At 70.2% G+C, this 16,906-nt stretch carries 23 protein-coding genes and 2 pseudogenes; 12 read left to right on the top strand and 13 right to left on the bottom strand.

The window, feature by feature from the left end:
* Positions 1 to 263: 263 nt before the first annotated feature.
* From G6048_RS38545 to G6048_RS51625, 6 genes and pseudogenes are all read left to right on the top strand, one after another.
* Complete coding sequence (locus G6048_RS38545) at positions 264 to 770, top strand: helix-turn-helix domain-containing protein (RefSeq protein WP_328828225.1); 507 nt, start codon at positions 264 to 266, stop codon at positions 768 to 770.
* A gap of 210 nt (positions 771 to 980) precedes the next feature.
* Entirely contained in the window at positions 981 to 1,628 is a 648-nt protein-coding gene (locus G6048_RS38550) for a hypothetical protein (RefSeq protein WP_165344252.1), read from the top strand.
* Positions 1,629 to 1,638: 10 nt separating this feature from the next.
* A complete protein-coding gene (locus G6048_RS38555) occupies positions 1,639 to 2,835 on the top strand; it encodes an MAB_1171c family putative transporter (protein ID WP_165344253.1) in 1,197 nt (398 codons plus the stop codon).
* On the top strand, positions 2,832 to 3,452 hold the full coding sequence (locus tag G6048_RS38560) for a phosphatase PAP2 family protein (RefSeq protein ID WP_165344254.1): 621 nt from the start codon (positions 2,832 to 2,834) through the stop codon (positions 3,450 to 3,452). The genes G6048_RS38555 and G6048_RS38560 overlap by 4 nt, the downstream gene beginning before the upstream one ends.
* 335 nt (positions 3,453 to 3,787) lie before the next feature.
* Positions 3,788 to 4,234, top strand: coding sequence for an SRPBCC family protein (locus G6048_RS38565; RefSeq protein WP_165344255.1), 447 nt, complete (start codon positions 3,788 to 3,790; stop codon positions 4,232 to 4,234).
* Positions 4,235 to 4,538: 304 nt separating this feature from the next.
* A pseudogene (locus G6048_RS51625) lies at positions 4,539 to 4,586 on the top strand (hypothetical protein); the annotation flags it as partial.
* Positions 4,587 to 4,647: 61 nt separating this feature from the next.
* Here G6048_RS51625 and G6048_RS50375 read toward each other — a convergent pair.
* Entirely contained in the window at positions 4,648 to 4,794 is a 147-nt protein-coding gene (locus tag G6048_RS50375) for a hypothetical protein (RefSeq protein WP_235990902.1), read from the bottom strand.
* Between the two features lie 270 nt (positions 4,795 to 5,064).
* Between G6048_RS50375 and G6048_RS51185 the strand changes: the two genes are divergently transcribed.
* Positions 5,065 to 5,190 carry a hypothetical protein gene (locus G6048_RS51185; RefSeq protein ID WP_268979252.1) on the top strand — a complete coding sequence of 42 codons (126 nt, stop codon included), beginning with the start codon at positions 5,065 to 5,067 and terminating at the stop codon, positions 5,188 to 5,190.
* 524 nt (positions 5,191 to 5,714) lie between these two features.
* Here G6048_RS51185 and G6048_RS38575 read toward each other — a convergent pair.
* From G6048_RS38575 to G6048_RS38590, 4 genes are all read right to left on the bottom strand, one after another.
* Positions 5,715 to 6,110, bottom strand: coding sequence for a DUF302 domain-containing protein (locus G6048_RS38575; RefSeq protein ID WP_165344256.1), 396 nt, complete (start codon positions 6,108 to 6,110; stop codon positions 5,715 to 5,717).
* A 91-nt stretch (positions 6,111 to 6,201) separates the two neighbouring features.
* Entirely contained in the window at positions 6,202 to 6,573 is a 372-nt protein-coding gene (locus tag G6048_RS38580; protein ID WP_165344257.1) for a thioredoxin family protein, read from the bottom strand.
* Between the two features lie 54 nt (positions 6,574 to 6,627).
* Entirely contained in the window at positions 6,628 to 8,340 is a 1,713-nt protein-coding gene (locus G6048_RS38585) for an aminotransferase class V-fold PLP-dependent enzyme (protein ID WP_165344258.1), read from the bottom strand.
* Positions 8,341 to 8,342: 2 nt separating this feature from the next.
* The gene (locus G6048_RS38590; protein WP_165344259.1) at positions 8,343 to 8,795 is read right to left on the bottom strand and encodes an OsmC family protein; all 453 of its coding nucleotides are present in this window, start codon (positions 8,793 to 8,795) and stop codon (positions 8,343 to 8,345) included.
* Between the two features lie 173 nt (positions 8,796 to 8,968).
* On the opposite strand from G6048_RS38590, the gene G6048_RS38595 reads away from it, so the two are divergent.
* The 4 genes from G6048_RS38595 (at position 8,969) to G6048_RS38610 (ending at position 11,817) form a co-directional block, all read left to right on the top strand.
* A complete protein-coding gene (locus tag G6048_RS38595; protein WP_165344260.1) occupies positions 8,969 to 9,640 on the top strand; it encodes a peroxiredoxin in 672 nt (223 codons plus the stop codon).
* Positions 9,641 to 9,730: 90 nt separating this feature from the next.
* The gene (gene sqr, locus G6048_RS38600; protein WP_165344261.1) at positions 9,731 to 10,972 is read left to right on the top strand and encodes a type III sulfide quinone reductase, selenoprotein subtype; all 1,242 of its coding nucleotides are present in this window, start codon (positions 9,731 to 9,733) and stop codon (positions 10,970 to 10,972) included.
* Positions 10,973 to 10,988: 16 nt separating this feature from the next.
* Positions 10,989 to 11,306, top strand: coding sequence for a TusE/DsrC/DsvC family sulfur relay protein (locus tag G6048_RS38605; protein WP_165344262.1), 318 nt, complete (start codon positions 10,989 to 10,991; stop codon positions 11,304 to 11,306).
* Between the two features lie 37 nt (positions 11,307 to 11,343).
* Positions 11,344 to 11,817 carry a DsrE/DsrF/DrsH-like family protein gene (locus tag G6048_RS38610; RefSeq protein WP_165344263.1) on the top strand — a complete coding sequence of 158 codons (474 nt, stop codon included), beginning with the start codon at positions 11,344 to 11,346 and terminating at the stop codon, positions 11,815 to 11,817.
* On the opposite strand, the gene G6048_RS51630 is transcribed toward G6048_RS38610, so the two are convergent.
* Positions 11,808 to 11,972 carry a hypothetical protein gene (locus G6048_RS51630; protein ID WP_328828232.1) on the bottom strand — a complete coding sequence of 55 codons (165 nt, stop codon included), beginning with the start codon at positions 11,970 to 11,972 and terminating at the stop codon, positions 11,808 to 11,810. The two genes, G6048_RS38610 and G6048_RS51630, sit on opposite strands and share 10 nt — an antisense overlap.
* Between G6048_RS51630 and G6048_RS50380 the strand changes: the two are divergent.
* Positions 11,907 to 12,185: pseudogene (locus G6048_RS50380) on the top strand (PIG-L family deacetylase); the annotation flags it as partial. The gene G6048_RS51630 and the pseudogene G6048_RS50380 sit on opposite strands and share 66 nt — an antisense overlap.
* 366 nt (positions 12,186 to 12,551) lie before the next feature.
* Here G6048_RS50380 and G6048_RS38620 read toward each other — a convergent pair.
* The 7 genes from G6048_RS38620 to G6048_RS38650 all read right to left on the bottom strand — a co-directional run bounded on the left by G6048_RS38620 (position 12,552) and on the right by G6048_RS38650 (position 16,892).
* A complete protein-coding gene (locus G6048_RS38620; RefSeq protein ID WP_235990900.1) occupies positions 12,552 to 12,857 on the bottom strand; it encodes a hypothetical protein in 306 nt (101 codons plus the stop codon).
* A gap of 140 nt (positions 12,858 to 12,997) precedes the next feature.
* A complete protein-coding gene (locus G6048_RS38625; protein ID WP_165344264.1) occupies positions 12,998 to 13,267 on the bottom strand; it encodes a metal-sensitive transcriptional regulator in 270 nt (89 codons plus the stop codon).
* A 73-nt stretch (positions 13,268 to 13,340) separates the two neighbouring features.
* Positions 13,341 to 13,940 carry a class I SAM-dependent methyltransferase gene (locus tag G6048_RS38630; RefSeq protein ID WP_165344265.1) on the bottom strand — a complete coding sequence of 200 codons (600 nt, stop codon included), beginning with the start codon at positions 13,938 to 13,940 and terminating at the stop codon, positions 13,341 to 13,343.
* Positions 13,941 to 14,209: 269 nt separating this feature from the next.
* On the bottom strand, positions 14,210 to 14,536 hold the full coding sequence (locus G6048_RS38635) for a three-helix bundle dimerization domain-containing protein (protein ID WP_165344266.1): 327 nt from the start codon (positions 14,534 to 14,536) through the stop codon (positions 14,210 to 14,212).
* A gap of 534 nt (positions 14,537 to 15,070) precedes the next feature.
* Positions 15,071 to 15,358: a metal-sensitive transcriptional regulator gene (locus G6048_RS50385; RefSeq protein ID WP_456243429.1), complete on the bottom strand. Its 288-nt coding sequence runs from the start codon at positions 15,356 to 15,358 to the stop codon at positions 15,071 to 15,073.
* A complete protein-coding gene (locus G6048_RS38645; protein ID WP_165344267.1) occupies positions 15,355 to 16,302 on the bottom strand; it encodes a sulfite exporter TauE/SafE family protein in 948 nt (315 codons plus the stop codon). Before G6048_RS38645 ends, G6048_RS50385 begins: the two co-directional genes overlap by 4 nt.
* Positions 16,299 to 16,892, bottom strand: a complete 594-nt coding sequence (locus G6048_RS38650) for a rhodanese-like domain-containing protein (protein ID WP_165344268.1) — start codon at positions 16,890 to 16,892, stop codon at positions 16,299 to 16,301. The genes G6048_RS38645 and G6048_RS38650 overlap by 4 nt, the downstream gene beginning before the upstream one ends.
* Positions 16,893 to 16,906: the final 14 nt, after the last annotated feature.

Raw genomic sequence — 16,906 nt, forward strand, 5'->3', positions numbered from 1 at the left:
GACCCGCCCCCCGTGGCCCGTCCCCGTTGTGGATGGGCGCCGCATGCGTTCCCCCGTTTTGGACCGCACGCGGCGCCATCTACTTTGTTTTACGGGCGCTCCCTCAGCATGCCGACACGCCTTCGGCTTGTCAATCAGACTTTACGCACTCGCGCCGCTATCCTCCTCCGTAAACTTCGGTGCACAGTGAAGGCGCGCAGTGAAGGTGTGGCCGCGATGAGCGACCAGTGATGTCGACGGTGTCAGCGGCAAGGGGTGATCGGGTGGAGAGCCGGAGTCCGGCGAGCGGGCGCACCATCGCCCAGAAGCTCGACCACCTGATCGGCACGGTCCATCCCGCCGACCGGGGCCCGCTCAGCTACATGGAGATCGCCGAGGGGATCCGCACGAAGGCCGGGCCGGACGGGCCGACGGTGTCGCACGCCACGATCCAGAAGATCCGCAAGGGCGAGATCGTCGATCCGAAGGTCAGCACCCTCACCGTGATCGCGGGCTACTTCGGCGTCCCCGTGACCTACTTCTTCGACGACGCGGTGGCCGAGCGGGTCGACGCCAAGCTCGCCCGGATCAAAGAGCGGGTCGAGCTGACCCGGGCCCAGCGGGAGCTGGTGAAGATCCTGGAGGACAGTGACGTACGGGATGTCGCGCTGCGCATGAACGGCCTGTCGGCCGGCAGCATCCAGGCGATCCGCGGAGTCATCGACCAGGCGCGCAGGCTGGAGGGGCTGCCAGAGCCGCCGCCCGGCCGCGCAGGGGACGCGAAGTCCTGAGGGCCCCGGGACCTGGACTCCTGCACACGAGGGACGCGAGGTCCTGAGCGCCCGGCACACTCCGTGCTGAGGTGCGATCCGCCCGCGGCCGGAATGCACCGGTGCGCGGGGCGGCCGCCTCGGCGTGACTTGAGCGTGCGAACACCATCACTTAGGCTCGCGCGGACATCTGTTCGCTCCGTTTAGCGGACAACGCTTCGGCGGAATGTCATGAACACCCGGGACGTCCGGCCAGCCAAGGTCTGCCCGGCCAGCGAGGACCGCATGTACATCACGCGCCGCCGCGCCCGCTGCGAGGCCGCCGCCGACGCGGTCGCCATCCCGCGCCCCTTCGACCTCGACGCCCTGTGCGAGGGCATCGCCGCCCAGCGCGGCCGTCCGTTGCGCCTGGTCGCCCTGGAGGGCGCCCCGGACAGCAGCATGCCCTGCGGGGTCTTGGTGGCCACCGAGAGCGCTGACCTCATCTTCTACGAGCCGGCGACCAGCGCCCTGCACAAGCTCCAGATCGTGCTGCACGAGCTCGCCCACCTGCTCCTCGACCATGGCGGGCCGGACTCCGAACGGCCCGCGTACGCCACCCGGTTGCTGCCGGGCGCCAAGGACGGCCAGGACGACGGGGGCGCCGAAGAGGACGAGGACGAGGATCTCGGGATCGACCTCGACCAGGTGCTGCACATCCTCGGGCGCACCAGCTACAGCGACAACGAGGAGAAGGACGCCGAACTTCTCGCGACGATTCTCAGCCACCGCATCCTCGATCGCGAAGCCACCACGAACCCTGTGCTGGAACGGCTCGGCGACGCCCTCGGCCATCCCATCCGCACCTCCTCGGAGACTCCCCGAGACCACAGATCGTGAGGGCGCGCATATGACCACCGTGATTCTGGTCCTGCTGTGGACGGTCGCCGTCTGGCGTGCCCCCTCGGCCGTACGGTCGTCGAAACAGCGCACTCTGTGGGTCGCCTTCGCCGCGCTGACGCTCGCCATGACCCTGCGCACCCCGTCCGTCATGCACGCCATCGACGGCGGCACCGGCATCAACAACCTGTCGACCCTGTTCAAGCAGTACCTGGGCATCACGGCGGCGGGCGCCGTCCTGGAGTTCGTCTACGTCATATCCCGGCCCTACAGCCGCACCGGAGTACGGCGCCGGATGGCCGCCGCCGGGGCGACCATGGCCGTGCTGACCATCCTGTTCGCCCTCGTACCGCGCCGGACCGAGGCCGAGGACTTCTTCGACCGCGCCGCCGGGTCCGTCCCGGCCACCGCCTACCTGCTCGTCTGGTTCGCCTATCTGGGCACCGCGATGGCCATGGCCACCTGGCTCTTCTGGGGCTCCAGCCGGCACGCGGGCGCGGGCTGGCTGCGCACCGGCCTGCGGCTGCTCGGCGCGGGCACGGCGGCCGGGGTGGCGTACGCGCTGGCCCGCGCCGTCTACCTCGTACTGCGCCTCACCGAGGTGACCGGACCCGGCAGCGACGCGGACGCGAGCGCGGTCACGGACGCGATGAAGCACGCCGCCATCGGCCTGATCCTCGTCGGCAGCTCCGTCCCGGCCGTCGGAGTGGCCTGGCGGGCGGCCCGGCACTGGCGGTACCTGCGCGCGCTGCGCCCCCTGTGGCAGGACCTGACCGGGGCCGTCCCCGAGGTCGTGCTGGGCGAAGAGCTGCGCCGCCGGGAGCTGCGGATGCGGCTGCACCGCCAGGTCGTCGAGATCCGCGACGCGATCCTCGCCCTCCAGCCGTACGTCTCGGCTGCCCAGCGGGACGCCGCCGAGGCCGCCGTGCCCGCTGCCCGGCGGGACCTCGCGGAGGCCTGCTGGATCGAGACCGCCCGCCACGCCAAGCTCGCCGACCGGGCCCCCGACGACTCCGTCCAGCGGCGCGCCGTCGGCTCCGCGGGCGACGACGCCAACCTCGATCTCGAAGCCGAGGCCCAGTGGCTGCGGCGGATCGAGGCGGCCCGGGCCGCCGACACCGTACGGGACTTCGTCCGTGCCCACAGCGCGTCCGAACGCAGCGCGCACGACAGAGACCTCGCCTCCCAGCAGAAAGCCCCCCAGTGACCAGCACACCAGCGACCAGCACCGAACCCGGTTCCGCCGCACCGCCGGAGTCCCGCGCCGCCCGGCTCGTCACCGACCACTTCGAGCCGAAGAACTGGATCCTCGTCGTCACCCTGCTCGTCGGCTGGCACACCGACGGACTGGCCGGGGTTGGTTGGGGGCTGTTCGGCGCGCTGTTCGCGGCCGTCATCCCGGTGCTCTTCATCAAGCTCGGTATCCGGCGCGGCACCTGGGCCGACCGTCACCTCGGCAAGCGGCAGCAGCGACTCGTGGTCATGGTCTTCATCATCTGCTCGGTCTCCACCGGCACCCTGCTGATGAGCGCCCTGGACGCCCCCTCGGCCATGATCGCGCTCATCGCGGCGATGGTCAGCACCCTGGTCGTCCTCATTGCCATCACCTTCACCTGGAAGATCTCCGTCCACGCCGCCGTCTCCTCCGGCAGCATCGCCATCCTCGCCCTCGACTACGGCCCTTGGCTGCTGGCCGTCTACCCTCTGGTCGCCCTGGTCGGCTGGTCCCGCATCGCACTGCGCGACCACACCCCGGCCCAGGTCGTGGCGGGAGCGGTGCTGGGCGGGGTGGTGGCGGGGGTGACGTTCGGGCTGTTGCGGTGACGGGGAGTATCACGGGGGGCGAAGCCGATGTCCTCACCGCGACCGCAGCCCTCGGAGCGTGACTGCGCAATCCGAACAGCGGGGGCGGCTCCACGGTCACCGTCTGCGCTGCTCTGGAAGGCCGAGACGGCGGCGCAGTTCGACCGGGTCGGGGAGGGCGCGGATGTCGTTAGGTGGAGTACCGCGCCCCCGGCGCATGACGCCACCGTTGCTTGCCGCCGGAAACGACCCGCGCCCGCAACAGTGATTGCCGTGTGGGCCTCCGTCCGGTTGGTGGAGTTGGTGCGTCACCGGCACCCGGGATTATGCATATAACTGGATAAAAGGTGATCGAAATGTCTGCGATCAAAGAAAGCGTCGACATCTCCTGCCGCCCCGAAGAAGTCTTCTCCTACGTGACCGATCCCTCGCACCTCCCCGAGTGGCAGGAGAGTGCCGTGTCGGTACGCCCGGTGGGAGACGCTCCTCTGGCCGTGGGTTCGAGAGTCGTGGTGACCCGGCGGATCGGTCGCCGGGACATCCCGATGACCTCGGAGGTGACCGAGCTTGATCCGCCGAGAAGCTGGCGGGTCGACGGCATCGACGGTCTCATCCGAGGGCACGTGAAAGGAACGATCGAGCCGCTCGGCGACGGCGAGCGGTCGCGCCTGACGATGTCCCTCGACTTCGAGACGCATGGGATCGGCAAGGTGCTCGTTCCGCTCGTCGTCCGTCCGCATCTGCGCAAGGAGATGCCGAGGAACGAGCAGACGCTGAAGAAACTGCTCGAGGGGAGTGCGTGAACCCGGCGCGCTCTCTGGCTGCCGACCCGGCCTCGCTCCTCGCGGCGGCGTCCCGGTCGCTGCGCAGATCGCAGAGGCCCTGGGCGCTCCGCTCGACGTCTGCCTCGTACGCAAGCTGGGGGTGCCCTTCCAGCCGGAACTTGCCATGGGCGCGTTGTCAATGAAGCGGTGGTGGGGGCGACGGGTGTGACCGGCCGTGATCTGGCGGCGGTGGAGGAACAGGAGCGCGGCGTCCTGGAGCAGCGCGCCCGCCGATCGGGGCGAGCGGCAGCCGGCTCGGTACGAGGGGCGGACGGTTCTGGTGGTGGACGACGGTCTGGCGACCGGCTCCACGGCACTGGCGGCCTGCCGTATTGCGCGCGCCCGCGGCGCGTCGTGGATCGTGCTGGCGGTTCCCGTGGCGCCGCACGAGGTCAGCCCGCCTCGGAGGCGAGGCGGACGAAGGCGTCTGTCTGCACACACCCGGGCAGTTCCACGCGATCGGCGAGTTCTACGCGGACTTCGGGCAGGCGAGCGCCGAGGAGGTCATCGCCTGCCTGGCGCACAACCGCCCGGCGCATGCCACGTCCGACGCGCCGCCGGTCGCGGGCAGCGCCTCCCCGAAGCACCACGATCCCTGCCCTACGACAGGTCGGTCGGGATACCGGCCGGAGGCGCAGCGCTCGACGGGCGGCTTACGGTGCCCCTGGGGCCGTCCTGTTCGCCCACGGCAGCAGCAGGAAGACCCCGCGCAACCGCCTGAACTCACCACAGAACAGCCACCCCTCCCCTTGATGAAAGAGATAGGGGCACCCCCCGGCTGACGGCAGCGGGTGGCATCATGCCCGGCTATGGCGAAGAGGGACGAAAGCGATGAGGCGTACGTCGTTGACTTGTGCGACCAGGTGCTGGGCGAGACGGCCCTGACCCAGCACAAGTTCGACTGGCTCCTGGGAGACTTGGGCACGACCGTATAGCGTTTGTTCGATTCTGCGGGCGTCGAACGTCCGATCCCGATGGTTGCTCGGCCGAGTTGATCAGGCACCGTCGGCCGATCAGTGTGCCAGTGCGGTCGACTCGGCCGGCGGCCGGGAATCCAGGGGCCCTGCTGCCGGGGTCCGCGACGACTCGTCAACGCTCAGCGGTCTCCCGGGCGCAGGAGCCACCTTCCCAACAGCCCTGAGACTCGCCGGACTTGATCCGAAGAGGCTCTCCGCGAGGCGCGGGCAGGAAGGTCATGGGCACCGCTCAGGGGCGCGTCGGCTCGCGCTCCCGCAGCTGCCGCCGCAGGATCTTGCCGGAGGCCGCCTGCGGAAGAGCCACACCCTGCTGCGAAGCCCCTCAAGGCCGACGCGCTATTACGACGTGATCACCGAGGTTTTTCCACAACTCCTCGGCGCCGGCGGGTACGTACGACCCTGCCGTGATGCTCGGGAGAATGCCGAGGTCAGGGGGCGGCAACGCCGGACGGTTCGGTCGGAGGCGTCCCGGGGCGGGGCCGTCAGGAGTCCCCGGTGAGGCAGGAGAGGGCCGCGTCCAGGCGGCGGGTGGCCTCTTCGGCGACCGGGCGCAGTGCGTCGAGTCCGGTGAGCGTGACCATCGTGTTCGGGTCGAGGGCCTGTACGGCGGTGCGGTCGCCGTCGCGGCGGACGACGACGTTGCAGGGCAGTAGCAGGCCGATGGTGCGGTCTGTCTCCAGGGCGCGGTGGGCGAGGGGAGGGTTGCAGGCGCCGAGGATTACGTAGTCCTCCACGTCCTGGTCGAGCTTGGCTTTAAGGGTGGCGGTGACGTCGATCTCGGTGAGGATGCCGAAGCCCTGCTCGGCGAGCGCCTCGCGGACGCGGCTGACGGTGGTGGCGAAATCGGTGTCGAGGTGCACGGTGCGGTCGTAACGCATGGCGTCGGCCTTCCTGTTCGTGACGTTCAGGGCGGTGGCGTTTCCCCTGGCGGGCGCGCGGGTGCCCAGGGAGCCTGCGTTGTGCTCCGGTTCAGCGTTTGGCAGCGGTGCGCGCCGTGAGCTGTCGGCGTACGTCGTCCATGTCGGCGGCGCGGATCTTGGTGATGAGGTCTTCCAGGGCTGGGGCGGGGAGGGCGCCGGGCTGGGCGTAGAGGATGGTCTTGTCGCGGATGGCCATGAGGGTGGGGATGGAGGAGATCTGGAAGCTCGCGGCGAGTTCGGGCTGTGCCTCGGTGTCGACCTTGCCGAAGACGATGTCCGGGTGCTCGTCCGCGGCCCGTTCGAAGACGGGGGCGAACCGGCGGCAGGGTCCGCACCAGGCGGCCCAGAAGTCGACCAGCATGATGTCCGCGCCGGTGACGGTCTCGTCGAAGTTGTCCTTGGTCAGTTCGGTGGTCGGCATGGTGACCTCAACCTTTCCTGCTCTCCTGGTCGAATCTGAATACCCATAGGGGTATTAGGTCCAACGGGTCGAGGGGCGGGTTTGTTCCACGCAGGCCGGTGGCAGGTGGAACCAGCGCATGCGCTCGAAGTCGGCGGGCAGGCCCGTCGGGCCCTCGTCCAGATGGTCGGAGCGGGCCGTCAGCAGGGTTTGTGCGTCGGAGAGCTGATCGGCCAGGACGTGTTCGCCGGTGCGGACGCGGTGGTCGGGGACGGTGAGCCGTCCGTCGGGTTCCCAGGTCAGGTCGGTCAGGCTCAGCGGTGGGCCCGCTGGAGCCCGGAGGTGGTGCCATCCGCCGGTGTGCGGGTCGAAGCGGTACTCGGGCAGAAGCCGGTGGCCGTGCGTGGCGATCAGGTCGACGGCATCGATGAGGTAGTCGCGGACGGTGTCGCTGATGAAGTAGTTGAAGTTGATGCGGGTCCAGCCGGGTTTGATTCCGTCGCAGCCGTGGACGACCTCGTCGAGTACGTCGTGGGAGGTGGCGGCGTCGATGGCGAGCAGACGGTGGCCGTAAGGGCCGGCGCAGGAGCAGCCGCCGCGGGCCTGGATGCCGAAGAGGTCGTTGAGCAGGGCGACGACGAAGTTGTGGTGCAGGTGGCGGTCACCGCGGCGGATGCGGAAGGAGACGATCGAGAGTCGGCGGGCTTCGTGGTTGCCGAGGATCTCGATGGCGGGGTTGCGGTCCCAGCTGTGCAGGGCGTGCCGCCAGTGGCGTTCCTCCGCGGCCTGGATGGTGTCGGTGCCGACGGCCTGTTTGAGGGCGACGGCCAGTCCGGCGCGGATGGATTCGACGATGGCCGGGGTGCCGCCCTCCTCGCGGGCGACCGGGTCATCGAGATAGCGGTGGCCGAGCGGGCCGACGAAGGAGACGGTGCCGCCGCCGGGCGCGGTGGGCACCCGGTTGCGGACCAGGTCGCGGCGGACGACGAGGATGCCGGGGGTCTGCGGGCCGCCGACGAACTTGTGCGGGGAGAGGAAGATCGCGTCCTTGTGGTCGTTCGCGCCGGGGGTGCTCTCGGCGAACCGGATGGGGATGTAGGGGGCGGCGGCCGCGTAGTCCCAGAAGGACAGGGCGCCGTGGGCGTGGAGCAGGCGGGCGACGCGGTCGGTGTCGGTGAGGATGCCGGTGACGTTGGAGGCGGCCGAGAAGCTGCCGATGCGCAACGGCCGGTCGGAGTACCGGAGCAGTTGTCCCTCCAACTGGGCGAGGTCGACATGGCCGTCGGCGTCCTCGTCGATGACGACCACATCGGCGATCGACTCACGCCAGGGCAGCTCGTTGGAGTGGTGCTCATACGGGCCGACGAACACCACCGGCCGCTCGGCGGGCGGTGGCGGAGTGGTGGCCGGACGGCGCAGTTCCAGGATGCCGACCATTTTGTTGACCGCCGCCGTGGCGCCGGAACCGCAGAAAATGACGAGGTCGTCTTCGGTGGCGCCGACCGCGTCGTGGATGATCCGGCGGGCGTCCTTCCGCAGCCGGGTGGTCTGCAGCCCGGTACTGGAGCTCTCGGTGTGCGTGTTGGCGTAGTGCGTCAGGACGTGGTCGCGGACGAAGTCCTCGACGAAGTCCAGCGAGCGCCCCGAGGCCGTGTAGTCGGCGTAGACGACGCGCCGGGGCCCGTAGGGGCCGTCCATCACCTCGTCGTCGCCGATGATCCCCCGGCGGATGCGTTCCAGGAGGGGCAGCGTGGGCGGCGCCTGGCCGGTCACCGGGTGGGCGGGCATCGTCAGGGCTCCAGCCCGATGACGATCTCGGGCGGCTGATGGAGAGTGTTGTGGACCGTGCAGTGCGAGGCGACGGCGAGGAGGGCGGCGCGGCGCTGCTCGGGCAGTTCGGGAGGCGGTAGGACCGTCACGTGGACCGCGTCGATCCTGGCCGGGCGGTCGGTGGCCATCGTGAACTCGGTCCGCACCCGCAGTCCGGTGCGGTCCAGGCCGTGACGGTGCAGGTAACGGCCTGCGTAGAAGGCGACACAGGAAGCCAGGGACGCGGCGAACAGCTCGGTGGGCGTCGGGGCGGTGTCCTGCCCGCCGGCGTCCTCGGGCTGGTCGACCAGCAGCCGGTGGCCGCGCACCTCTATGGCGTACGCGTCCCCGTCGACGTGGGTGGCCTCCAGCCGGTGCACATCCGGTTGTGGCGGCCGGGTGGGGATGGCGGTGTCGGGTGTGCTGTGGGTCATGGCCGCGTCTCCTCGGGTCCGCTGAGTCGCTCTGGCATCCAGTGCACCGCGGCCGGTACGTCATCGCGAGAGGCCAAAGGGGATCGGAGGGAGGGCCGTTCGGCCCTGGGGTGAACCTCATGGACCTAAATACCCTCGGGGGTATTTGAGCTCATCTTCGAGGAGAGTGCCCCATGACCGTTGTCGAACAGCTGACCACCACTCCCACCCGGCCTCCCCTCATCGGCGACAAGGCGCCGGGCTTCGAGGCCGAGTCCACCCACGGCCCGGTCCGGCTCGCCGACTACACCGGGCGCTGGCTGGTGCTCTTCAGCCACCCGGCCGACTTCACCCCGGTGTGCACCACCGAGTTCATCGCCTTCACCGAACTCGCCGACGAGTTCGCCGCCCGGAACGTGGCCCTGCTGGGCAACTCCGTGGACTCCGTCCACAGCCACCTGGCCTGGACCCGGTCCATTCAGGACAAGCTCGGCGTACGCGTCCCGTTCCCGATCATCGCCGACCTGGACACCCGGGTCGCGCGCGCCTACGGCATGCTCCACCCGAACGCCTCCGGCACCGCAGCCGTACGCGCCGTCTTCGTCATCGACCCGGAGCAGACCGTCCGGGCGGTGCTGTACTACCCGATGAACGCCGGGCGGATGATCCCCGAGATCCTGCGGTTGGTGGACGCCCTGCAGACCTCCGACCGCGACGGAGTCTCCTGCCCGGCCAACTGGCGCCCCGGCGGCGACGTCATCCTCGGAGCCCCGAAGACCCAGGCCGAACTCGATGCCAGGCTCGCGGACGAGACCGTCAAGCTCGCCGACTGGTATCTCGCGACCAAGCCCGGCACTCCTGGCTGAGCCCAGGGTCGAAGGTATACCCCCACGGGTACCCAATTCCGGGACCAACGGCCCCTGACCATGCCTCACCCCGCCGCCGAGAGTGGGGGCATGGACAAGAGCATCGTGATTCTCGGAAGCGGCACCGCCGGCACGCTGACGGCCAACCGGCTGCGGCGGACGTACGACCAGCGCGAGTGCCGGATCACTGTGGTCGACCAGAACGACGACCACGTCTACCAGCCCGGACTGCTGTTCGTCCCCTTCGGCCTGGCCCAACCCCACGCCCTGGTCCGCCCGCGCCCGCGGCAGCTGCGGGACGGGATCGCCTACCGGAGCGCCGAGATCGAGCGGGTGGACCTGGACGCCGAGATGGTGCACTTCGCCGACGGAACCTCGCTGGGCTACGACGTGCTGGTGGTGGCCACCGGCGCGAGCCTGCTGCCGGAGGAGACCGAGGGCCTGACCGGGCCGGGCTGGGGCGAGAAGGTCCACACCTTCTACGACCTGCCCGGCGCGGTCGCCCTCCACCAGGCGCTGGAGCGCTTCGAGGGCGGCCGGGTGGTCGTCGACGTGGCCGACCTGCCGATCAAGTGCCCGGTCGCGCCCCTGGAGTTCGCCTTCCTCGCGGACTGGTACTTCCAGCGCCGGGGTATCCGCGACCGCGTCAAGCTGACCTACGTCACCCCGCTGGACGGTGCCTTCACCAAGCCGGTCGCCGCGAAGGCGCTGGGCGGCCTGTTGGCGGAGAAGGGCGTCGAGCTGGTCACCGAGTTCGCGCTCGGGGAGGTCGACGGCACCGGTGGCCGGCTGGTGTCGTACGACGAGCGCGAGGTGCCGTTCGACCTGGCCGTGGTCGTGCCGCTGCACGGCGGCGCCGAGTACGTCGAACGCTCGCCGGGCCTGGGTGACGAGCTCGGGTTCGTTCCCGTGGACCGGCACACACTGCAACACCCGGACCACCCTCATGTGTTCGCCATCGGTGACGCGGCGGGCCTGCCGGCGTCCAAGGCCGGCTCGGTGGCCCACTTCGAGGGCGAGGTGCTGGCGCACAACATCGGCCGCTTCCTGGCCGGGAAGCCGCTGGATGCCTCCTACGACGGGCACACCAACTGCTTCGTCGAGACCGGCTTCCACAAGGCGCTGCTCATCGACTTCAACTACGACACCGAGCCGCTGCCCGGCCACTTCCCGGGTGCGCTGGGGCTGCCGCTGCTGAAGGAATCGCGCGCCGACCACCTCGGCAAGCTCGCCTTCGAGTGGCTGTACTGGCACAGCCTGCTGCCCGGCCGGGAACTGCCCGGCATCGGCTCGGCGATGCCCGAGCACGGCAAGACCCACACCCCCGCCTGAACGGAGAGAGACCGCCATGACCACCGCCACTTACGACGACACGTCCGTGACCGTCGACGACGAAGGATTCTTCACCGACCCCGGCCAGTGGACCGAGCCCATGGCCGGGCAGATCGCCCGCGAGCTGGGCATCGAGACGCTGACCGACCGGCACTGGCAGGTCCTGAAGTTCATGCGCGCCGAATACGCGGCCAAGGGCACCGGCCCCACCGTGCGGGTCCTCGGCAAGACCTCCGGCGTGAGCGTCAAGGAGCTCTACCAGCTCTTCCCGAAGGGCCCGGCGAAGACCGCCGCCAAGATCGCCGGAATCCCCAAGCCCCGCGGCTGCATCTGAACCCACCCGCCGACCGCCACCCGAAGGAGCGTCCGACATGGCCGCCAGCGCCACCATCGAAAAGGTCTCGATCATCGTCTCCAAGGGGTCCTTGGAAGGGATCTACCCGGCCCTGATCATGGCCAACGGCGCCCGCGCCGAAGGCATCGAGGCCGACCTGTTCTTCACCTTCTTCGGCCTCGACGCCATCACGAAGAAGCAGTACGACCACATCAAACTCGCCACCGTCGGCAACCCCGGCCTGCACCTGCCCACCCTCCTGGGCGGACTGCCCGGCGTCCCGGACCTGATCACCCGGTACATGGAACGCAAGATGGAGAAGCTCGACATCCCGCCCATCCCCGAGTTCATCGAGATGATCTCCGACACCGGCGCGGGCATCTACGCCTGCAAGGCGTCCGTGGACCTCTTCGAACTCGGCGAGGACGACCTCATCGAGCAGGTCCAGGGCGTCATCACGGTCGGCGAGTTCTACGACCACGCGGCCGGCGGCCAGATCATCTACACATGACCGGCCCTTGGGCCGGTGGCGCAGGACTGCCGGACGACCTGCGCCGCGTGCTGGCGGTGGTCGCCCACCCCGACGACGAGTCGTTCGGCTTGGGCGGCCTCCTCGCACTGCTGTCCGCTCGCGGCGTGCCCACCACGGTGCTCTGCTTCACCCACGGCGAGGCATCAACCCTGCTCGCCGGCCCCGGCGACCTGCGCACGGTGCGGGCGGACGAACTGGCCTGCGCCGCACGGGAACTGGGCGTGGAACGCGTGGAACTGGCCGCCTGTCCGGATGACGGGCTCGCCGCTGTTCCGCTGGGCCGGCTCGCCGCGCGGGTCGGCCGGCTCATCACCGAACGGCGCCCCACCCATCTGCTGGTGTTCGACACCACCGGCGTCACCGGGCACCGTGATCACCGTCGGGCCACCGAGGCGGCCCTTGCCGCCGCCCGTGAAAGGGGAGTCCAGGTCCTCGGCTGGACCCTGCCGAGGGCGGTCGCGGAGGCCATGAACAGGGAGTTCGGAGTCTCGTTCGCGGGACGTGAGCCGGGTGAATGCCATGAGATCAGGTCGGTCCCGCGGGCCCGGCAGCGCCGCGCCATCGCCTTCCCCCAGTCTCGGCTTCGCTCGACCGGGAGGGACCCCCATCGCAAGCCAGTCGACCGACGATCCGGTGCTGTGGCGTCGCCTCGAACTCCTCGGAGACAGCGAGTACCTGCGTCGACTGCCGTGACCTCGGGGAACGCTTCGTTGTCAGGCGGAGGGGGCACGGGGCGGCGTGGACGCAGGATCCTCGGCCCCGGCAGACTCGATGGTCTCGGCGACGCAGGCTTGGGATATGAGCCGGTCGGCGAGGTCGCGCGCCTCGTTCGCGGTCAGCGAGGCCCAGGTTCCCGGTTCGCCGCTCCGGACGGGGCCCACGTCGAGCGCGACCCGGCCGATCGGCCGGTCCGTGGCGGCGGCCAGCCGCAGAAACTTCACCTCGATCCGCCGACCGCAGGAGGTCACCAGCGGCGCCTCACCGGCCGGACCAAGCCGCATGTGCCCTGATTCCGCCATCCTGCCCACGTCCTTCCCTGGATACCGGGTGGGGTATTAGGGGCAGCGTTGCGCAGGCACGGAATGTTCCCGGAAACGCGAGGCGCCCGCCGCCCCGCGTTTCCGGGAAGCGGCGGGCAGACCACGCCGTTGACCTGGTCTCAGGCCAGCGCCAGGAACAGCTTCTCCAGTTCCGCCTCGGTCATCGGCGGAGCTTCGCCGTCCTGCTGCTCGGCCATGCACTGCCGCATACCGCTGGCCACGATCTTGAACCCGGCCCGGTCCAGGGCGCGGGAGACCGCCGCGAGTTGGGTGACCACGTCCTTGCAGTCGCGGCCCGCCTCGATCATGGCGATGACCCCGGCCAGCTGCCCCTGCGCGCGGCGCAGCCGGTTGAGCACCGCACTCATCGCTTCCTCTTCCACCTTCACCGGGAGCCTCCTCGTGGCCGGTCGATCGCTCCCATAGTACCCGTGGGGGTATATGGGGCGGGATGGTCGCTCGTCAGAGGCGTTCGGCGCGCACCAGCGAGTCGATGGCAGTGCGCGGGCCTTCCGGGCCGTCGACCGGTCGCGTGACCGTCTCTGCTCGCAGGATCCGGGCGTACGGCTGCCATTCGGCGGCGACCTGCCCCGCGGTGTACAGCACGCGGGGGTCCTGCGGCCCGCCGAAGCCGTGCTCGCGGTTCGAGGTGTCATGGCCGACCAGCAGCAGGGTCCCGCCGCTGTGCGCGGCGGTCGCGGCCAGCTTCAGCACCTGCGCCACCTGCGGCCACGGCAACTGCAGATACGCGATCAGCGCCAGGTCGTACGCCGCTTCCGGGGCGTCCCACGCTGTCAGGTCCGCGCACGTCGTGCGCGGACGTACTCCCCGCTCGGCCGCCAGGTCCTCGGCCTTGGCCAGGGCGACGGCGGAGAAGTCCACGGCGTCCACGTCCCAGCCCCGTTCAGCGAGCCAGACCGCGTTGCGTCCCTCGCCGGCCGCCAGGTCGACCGCCCGCCCGGCGGGCAGCCCGGCCAGCTCGCCTTCGACGAACCGGTTGGGGGCCGCCGCCCAGACCAACTCGGTGCCGCGGTACCGCTCGTCCCAGCCTGCCGCGTCCATTGCCTGCTCCTCGTCTGCCCGTAGGGGCTGTGCCGTGTTCACCCGCGTGCGTGATCGCAACTGGTGGCGTCAGTGTGATGGTGCCGTCGGGGGCGGTCCGCCGTCTGCGGCGGCGTGGGCGATCGATTCTTCGTGTTCGGGAGTCGCTCCGCCGGTCTCCTCGTCTCCGGCGAGGAGATACGGGTACGGGCAGCTGCGGGGGTCCGGGGCGATGCAGGCGTTGCAGGGACGGGGCCTGTCGATGACGCACTTCGGAATCGGTTTCACGTTCACGCGCCTTCCGCTTCGGGCTCCGGGGGGCGTTGGGCCAGCCTCTGGGAGGCGCGTTTGAAGGCCAGTACCGGCACGTAGTGACGGATCCGGGCCGAGGAGAAGAAATCGAGTGCCTCTGCCGTCACGGCGGCCAGTACCGCGAGTGGCGTGTCCGGAAAAGCGCGGGCCAATCGGCCCTGCATGTCTTCGCGGCCGCGTCGCTCGGCAGCGGATGTCGGCCGTGCGGTCGGCCGGGTGTCAAGGCAGTGCCAGTCCCGTTCGGTGGTCGCGCTCTGTCGAACCGGGAGGCTCAACTGCTTGATGCCGTACGGGGTTTCCGTCATGTCCTCATAATACCCCCATGGGGTATTTAAAGGAGTGGGTGTGATCGGCTGATGCGCGCTGGCTGATTATACCCCGGTGGGTATCTGGCGTAGCCTGCAGTCAATACCCTGGGGGTATTCTGCGAGGGGCGAGGCCGGGGAACTGCCGGGCCGAGGCCGAGCAGCCGGTTGTGGTACGCCCGGTAGGAGACGGCCCCTGTGCCGGCCACCGCGATCGTGGGCACGCCCATGCCGGTTCCCTTGAGCAGTCCGCGTCTGGAGACCTCGCGTTCCGGCGTCTCGTCGGCCGGATCTCCCCGGGGGACGGCGGTGTGGATGCTGCGCATCATGTGGCCCTCCCCAGCGGCGCGGGATCCTTCACCGCCGAACGGAACCCACGTCGGCATACTCACACTCGCCGCCACGGGACCCCGGCAACAGGGCCAGGCGGGCCACCGAAAGGGCCATCAGGTCCCACCCGCGCCAGCCGGCGTGCGGGCATCCGGGCGGCGGGCATGCACAGGGGTCCAGCGTGCTCGACTGTGAATGCTCGGTTCAGGCCAGGGCCAGGAACAGCTTCTCCAGTTCGGCCTCGGTCATCGGCGGGGCGAATCCGTCCTGCTGTTCGGCGAGGCACTGCCGCATGCCGCCGGCCACGATCTTGAACCCGGCCCGGTCGAGTGCCCGGGAGACCGCCGCGAGCTGGGTAACGACGTCTTTGCGGTCGCGTCCGGATTCGATCACGGCGATGACTGCGGCCAGCTGGCCCTGTGCTCGATGGAGACGGTTGAGTATGTCGGTCGTCGCTGCTTCTTCTGCATTCACCGCTTCTGCTGCATTCACCGGACGCCTCCTCGGAGTCGGCCATCCCTCTTCATATACCCGCAGGGGTATATGAAGAGGGATGGCCTGGTGGGCATGCTCGTTCCCGGGTCGGGCGCCCGCCGGAAGCGGCCGTGGAGGTACCGGCCGAGCAGGAGCGCCGTGGTGGTCGCCGCGAGGGTCCAGGTGCCCGGGTGTGTCAGCACGGTGACGCGGATCTCGGGGCTGATCTGTTGGCCCAGGACGAAGACGCCCATGGTGACCACGAACCAGCCGAATGCCTTGCGCAGCGCGTCCTGCGGGATGCGTCCGGCGAGACGGCCGCCCACGAGTCCGCCGACGACGGCGGCCGCGGTGACGAGCCCCGCGAGCCCCCAGTCGATGTGGATGCTGGAGAGGTAGCCGGCCAGCCCGGCGAAGGACTTCATGGAGATCACCAGGAGCGAGGTGCCGACGGCGACGCTCATCGGGAGCCCGCCGAGCAGCGCGAGGGCGGGCACGACGAGGAAGCCTCCGCCCGCGCCGACCAGCCCGGTGACCAGACCCACGACGACCCCGTCCAGCAGGACGTGCCCGACGGGGAGTTCGTGGCGGACTTTCTCGGGCACCCGCCTGCGGCCGCGGATCATGGCGATCGCCGTCGCGACCATCGTCAGCCCGAAGGCGATCAGCAGGACCGTGCCGGACACGAACTCCGCCAGCCGCCCTCCGCCGTACGCTCCGGCCATGCCGGCCAGGCCGAACAGCAGCCCGGTGCGCCACCGGACGCGTCCGGCACGGGCGTGCGAGACGACGCCGGCGGCGCTGGTGACGCCGACGACGAACAGGGAGGTGGCGATGGCCTGCTTGGCCTCCATGCCGGCCAGGTAGACCAGGATGGGTACGGTGAGGATGGATCCGCCGCCGCCCAGGATGCCGAGGCTGACGCCGATCAGCAGGGACGCGGCGACGATGACGGTGATCATGAGTGGGCCCCCAACGCGCTGATGACGGACTGCAGGTCGGTGCGGGGGCCGCGGTTGTAGGGAAGCTTGGACAGCAGCATGCCCATGGCGCAGGTGTTGGTGAGCGCGGCGACGGTCAGCCCAGCGCCGACCGCGGTGCCGATGAGGTGGAGGCCGGGCACGAGGAGGGCCGCCAGCCCGGACAGCAGGACGATGCCTCCCGCGACCAGCCGTACCTGGCGTTCCAGGTCCCAGCGGGCCGGGCCGTGGTTGAGCGGGCCACCGGCCGCCTCCCAGGCGAGGACACCGCCTTCGAGGACGCGCAGGTTGGGCAGCCCGGCCTCGGCCAGAGCCTGCTCGGCCTGGGAGGCACGCCCGCCGGAGCGGCAGATCAGGACGACGTCCTCGTCCAGGTGGCGCAGGAGTTCGGCGCGGTGTTCCCGCAGGGTGTCGAGGGAGACGTTGTAGGAGCCGGGTATGTGGGCGGTGCGGAACTCACCGGGGGTACGTACGTCGAGGAGCCGGGGCCCGGCGCCGCTCTCGGTGATCTCGTGCAGGGCGGCCGGGTCGAGTCGGAGGGTGGGGCGGGGGCTGGTGGCGTCGGCGGTCACGAAATCTCCTACAG

It is taken from the genome of Streptomyces ureilyticus (assembly GCF_011045025.1).
Lineage (GTDB): Bacteria > Actinomycetota > Actinomycetes > Streptomycetales > Streptomycetaceae > Streptomyces > Streptomyces ureilyticus.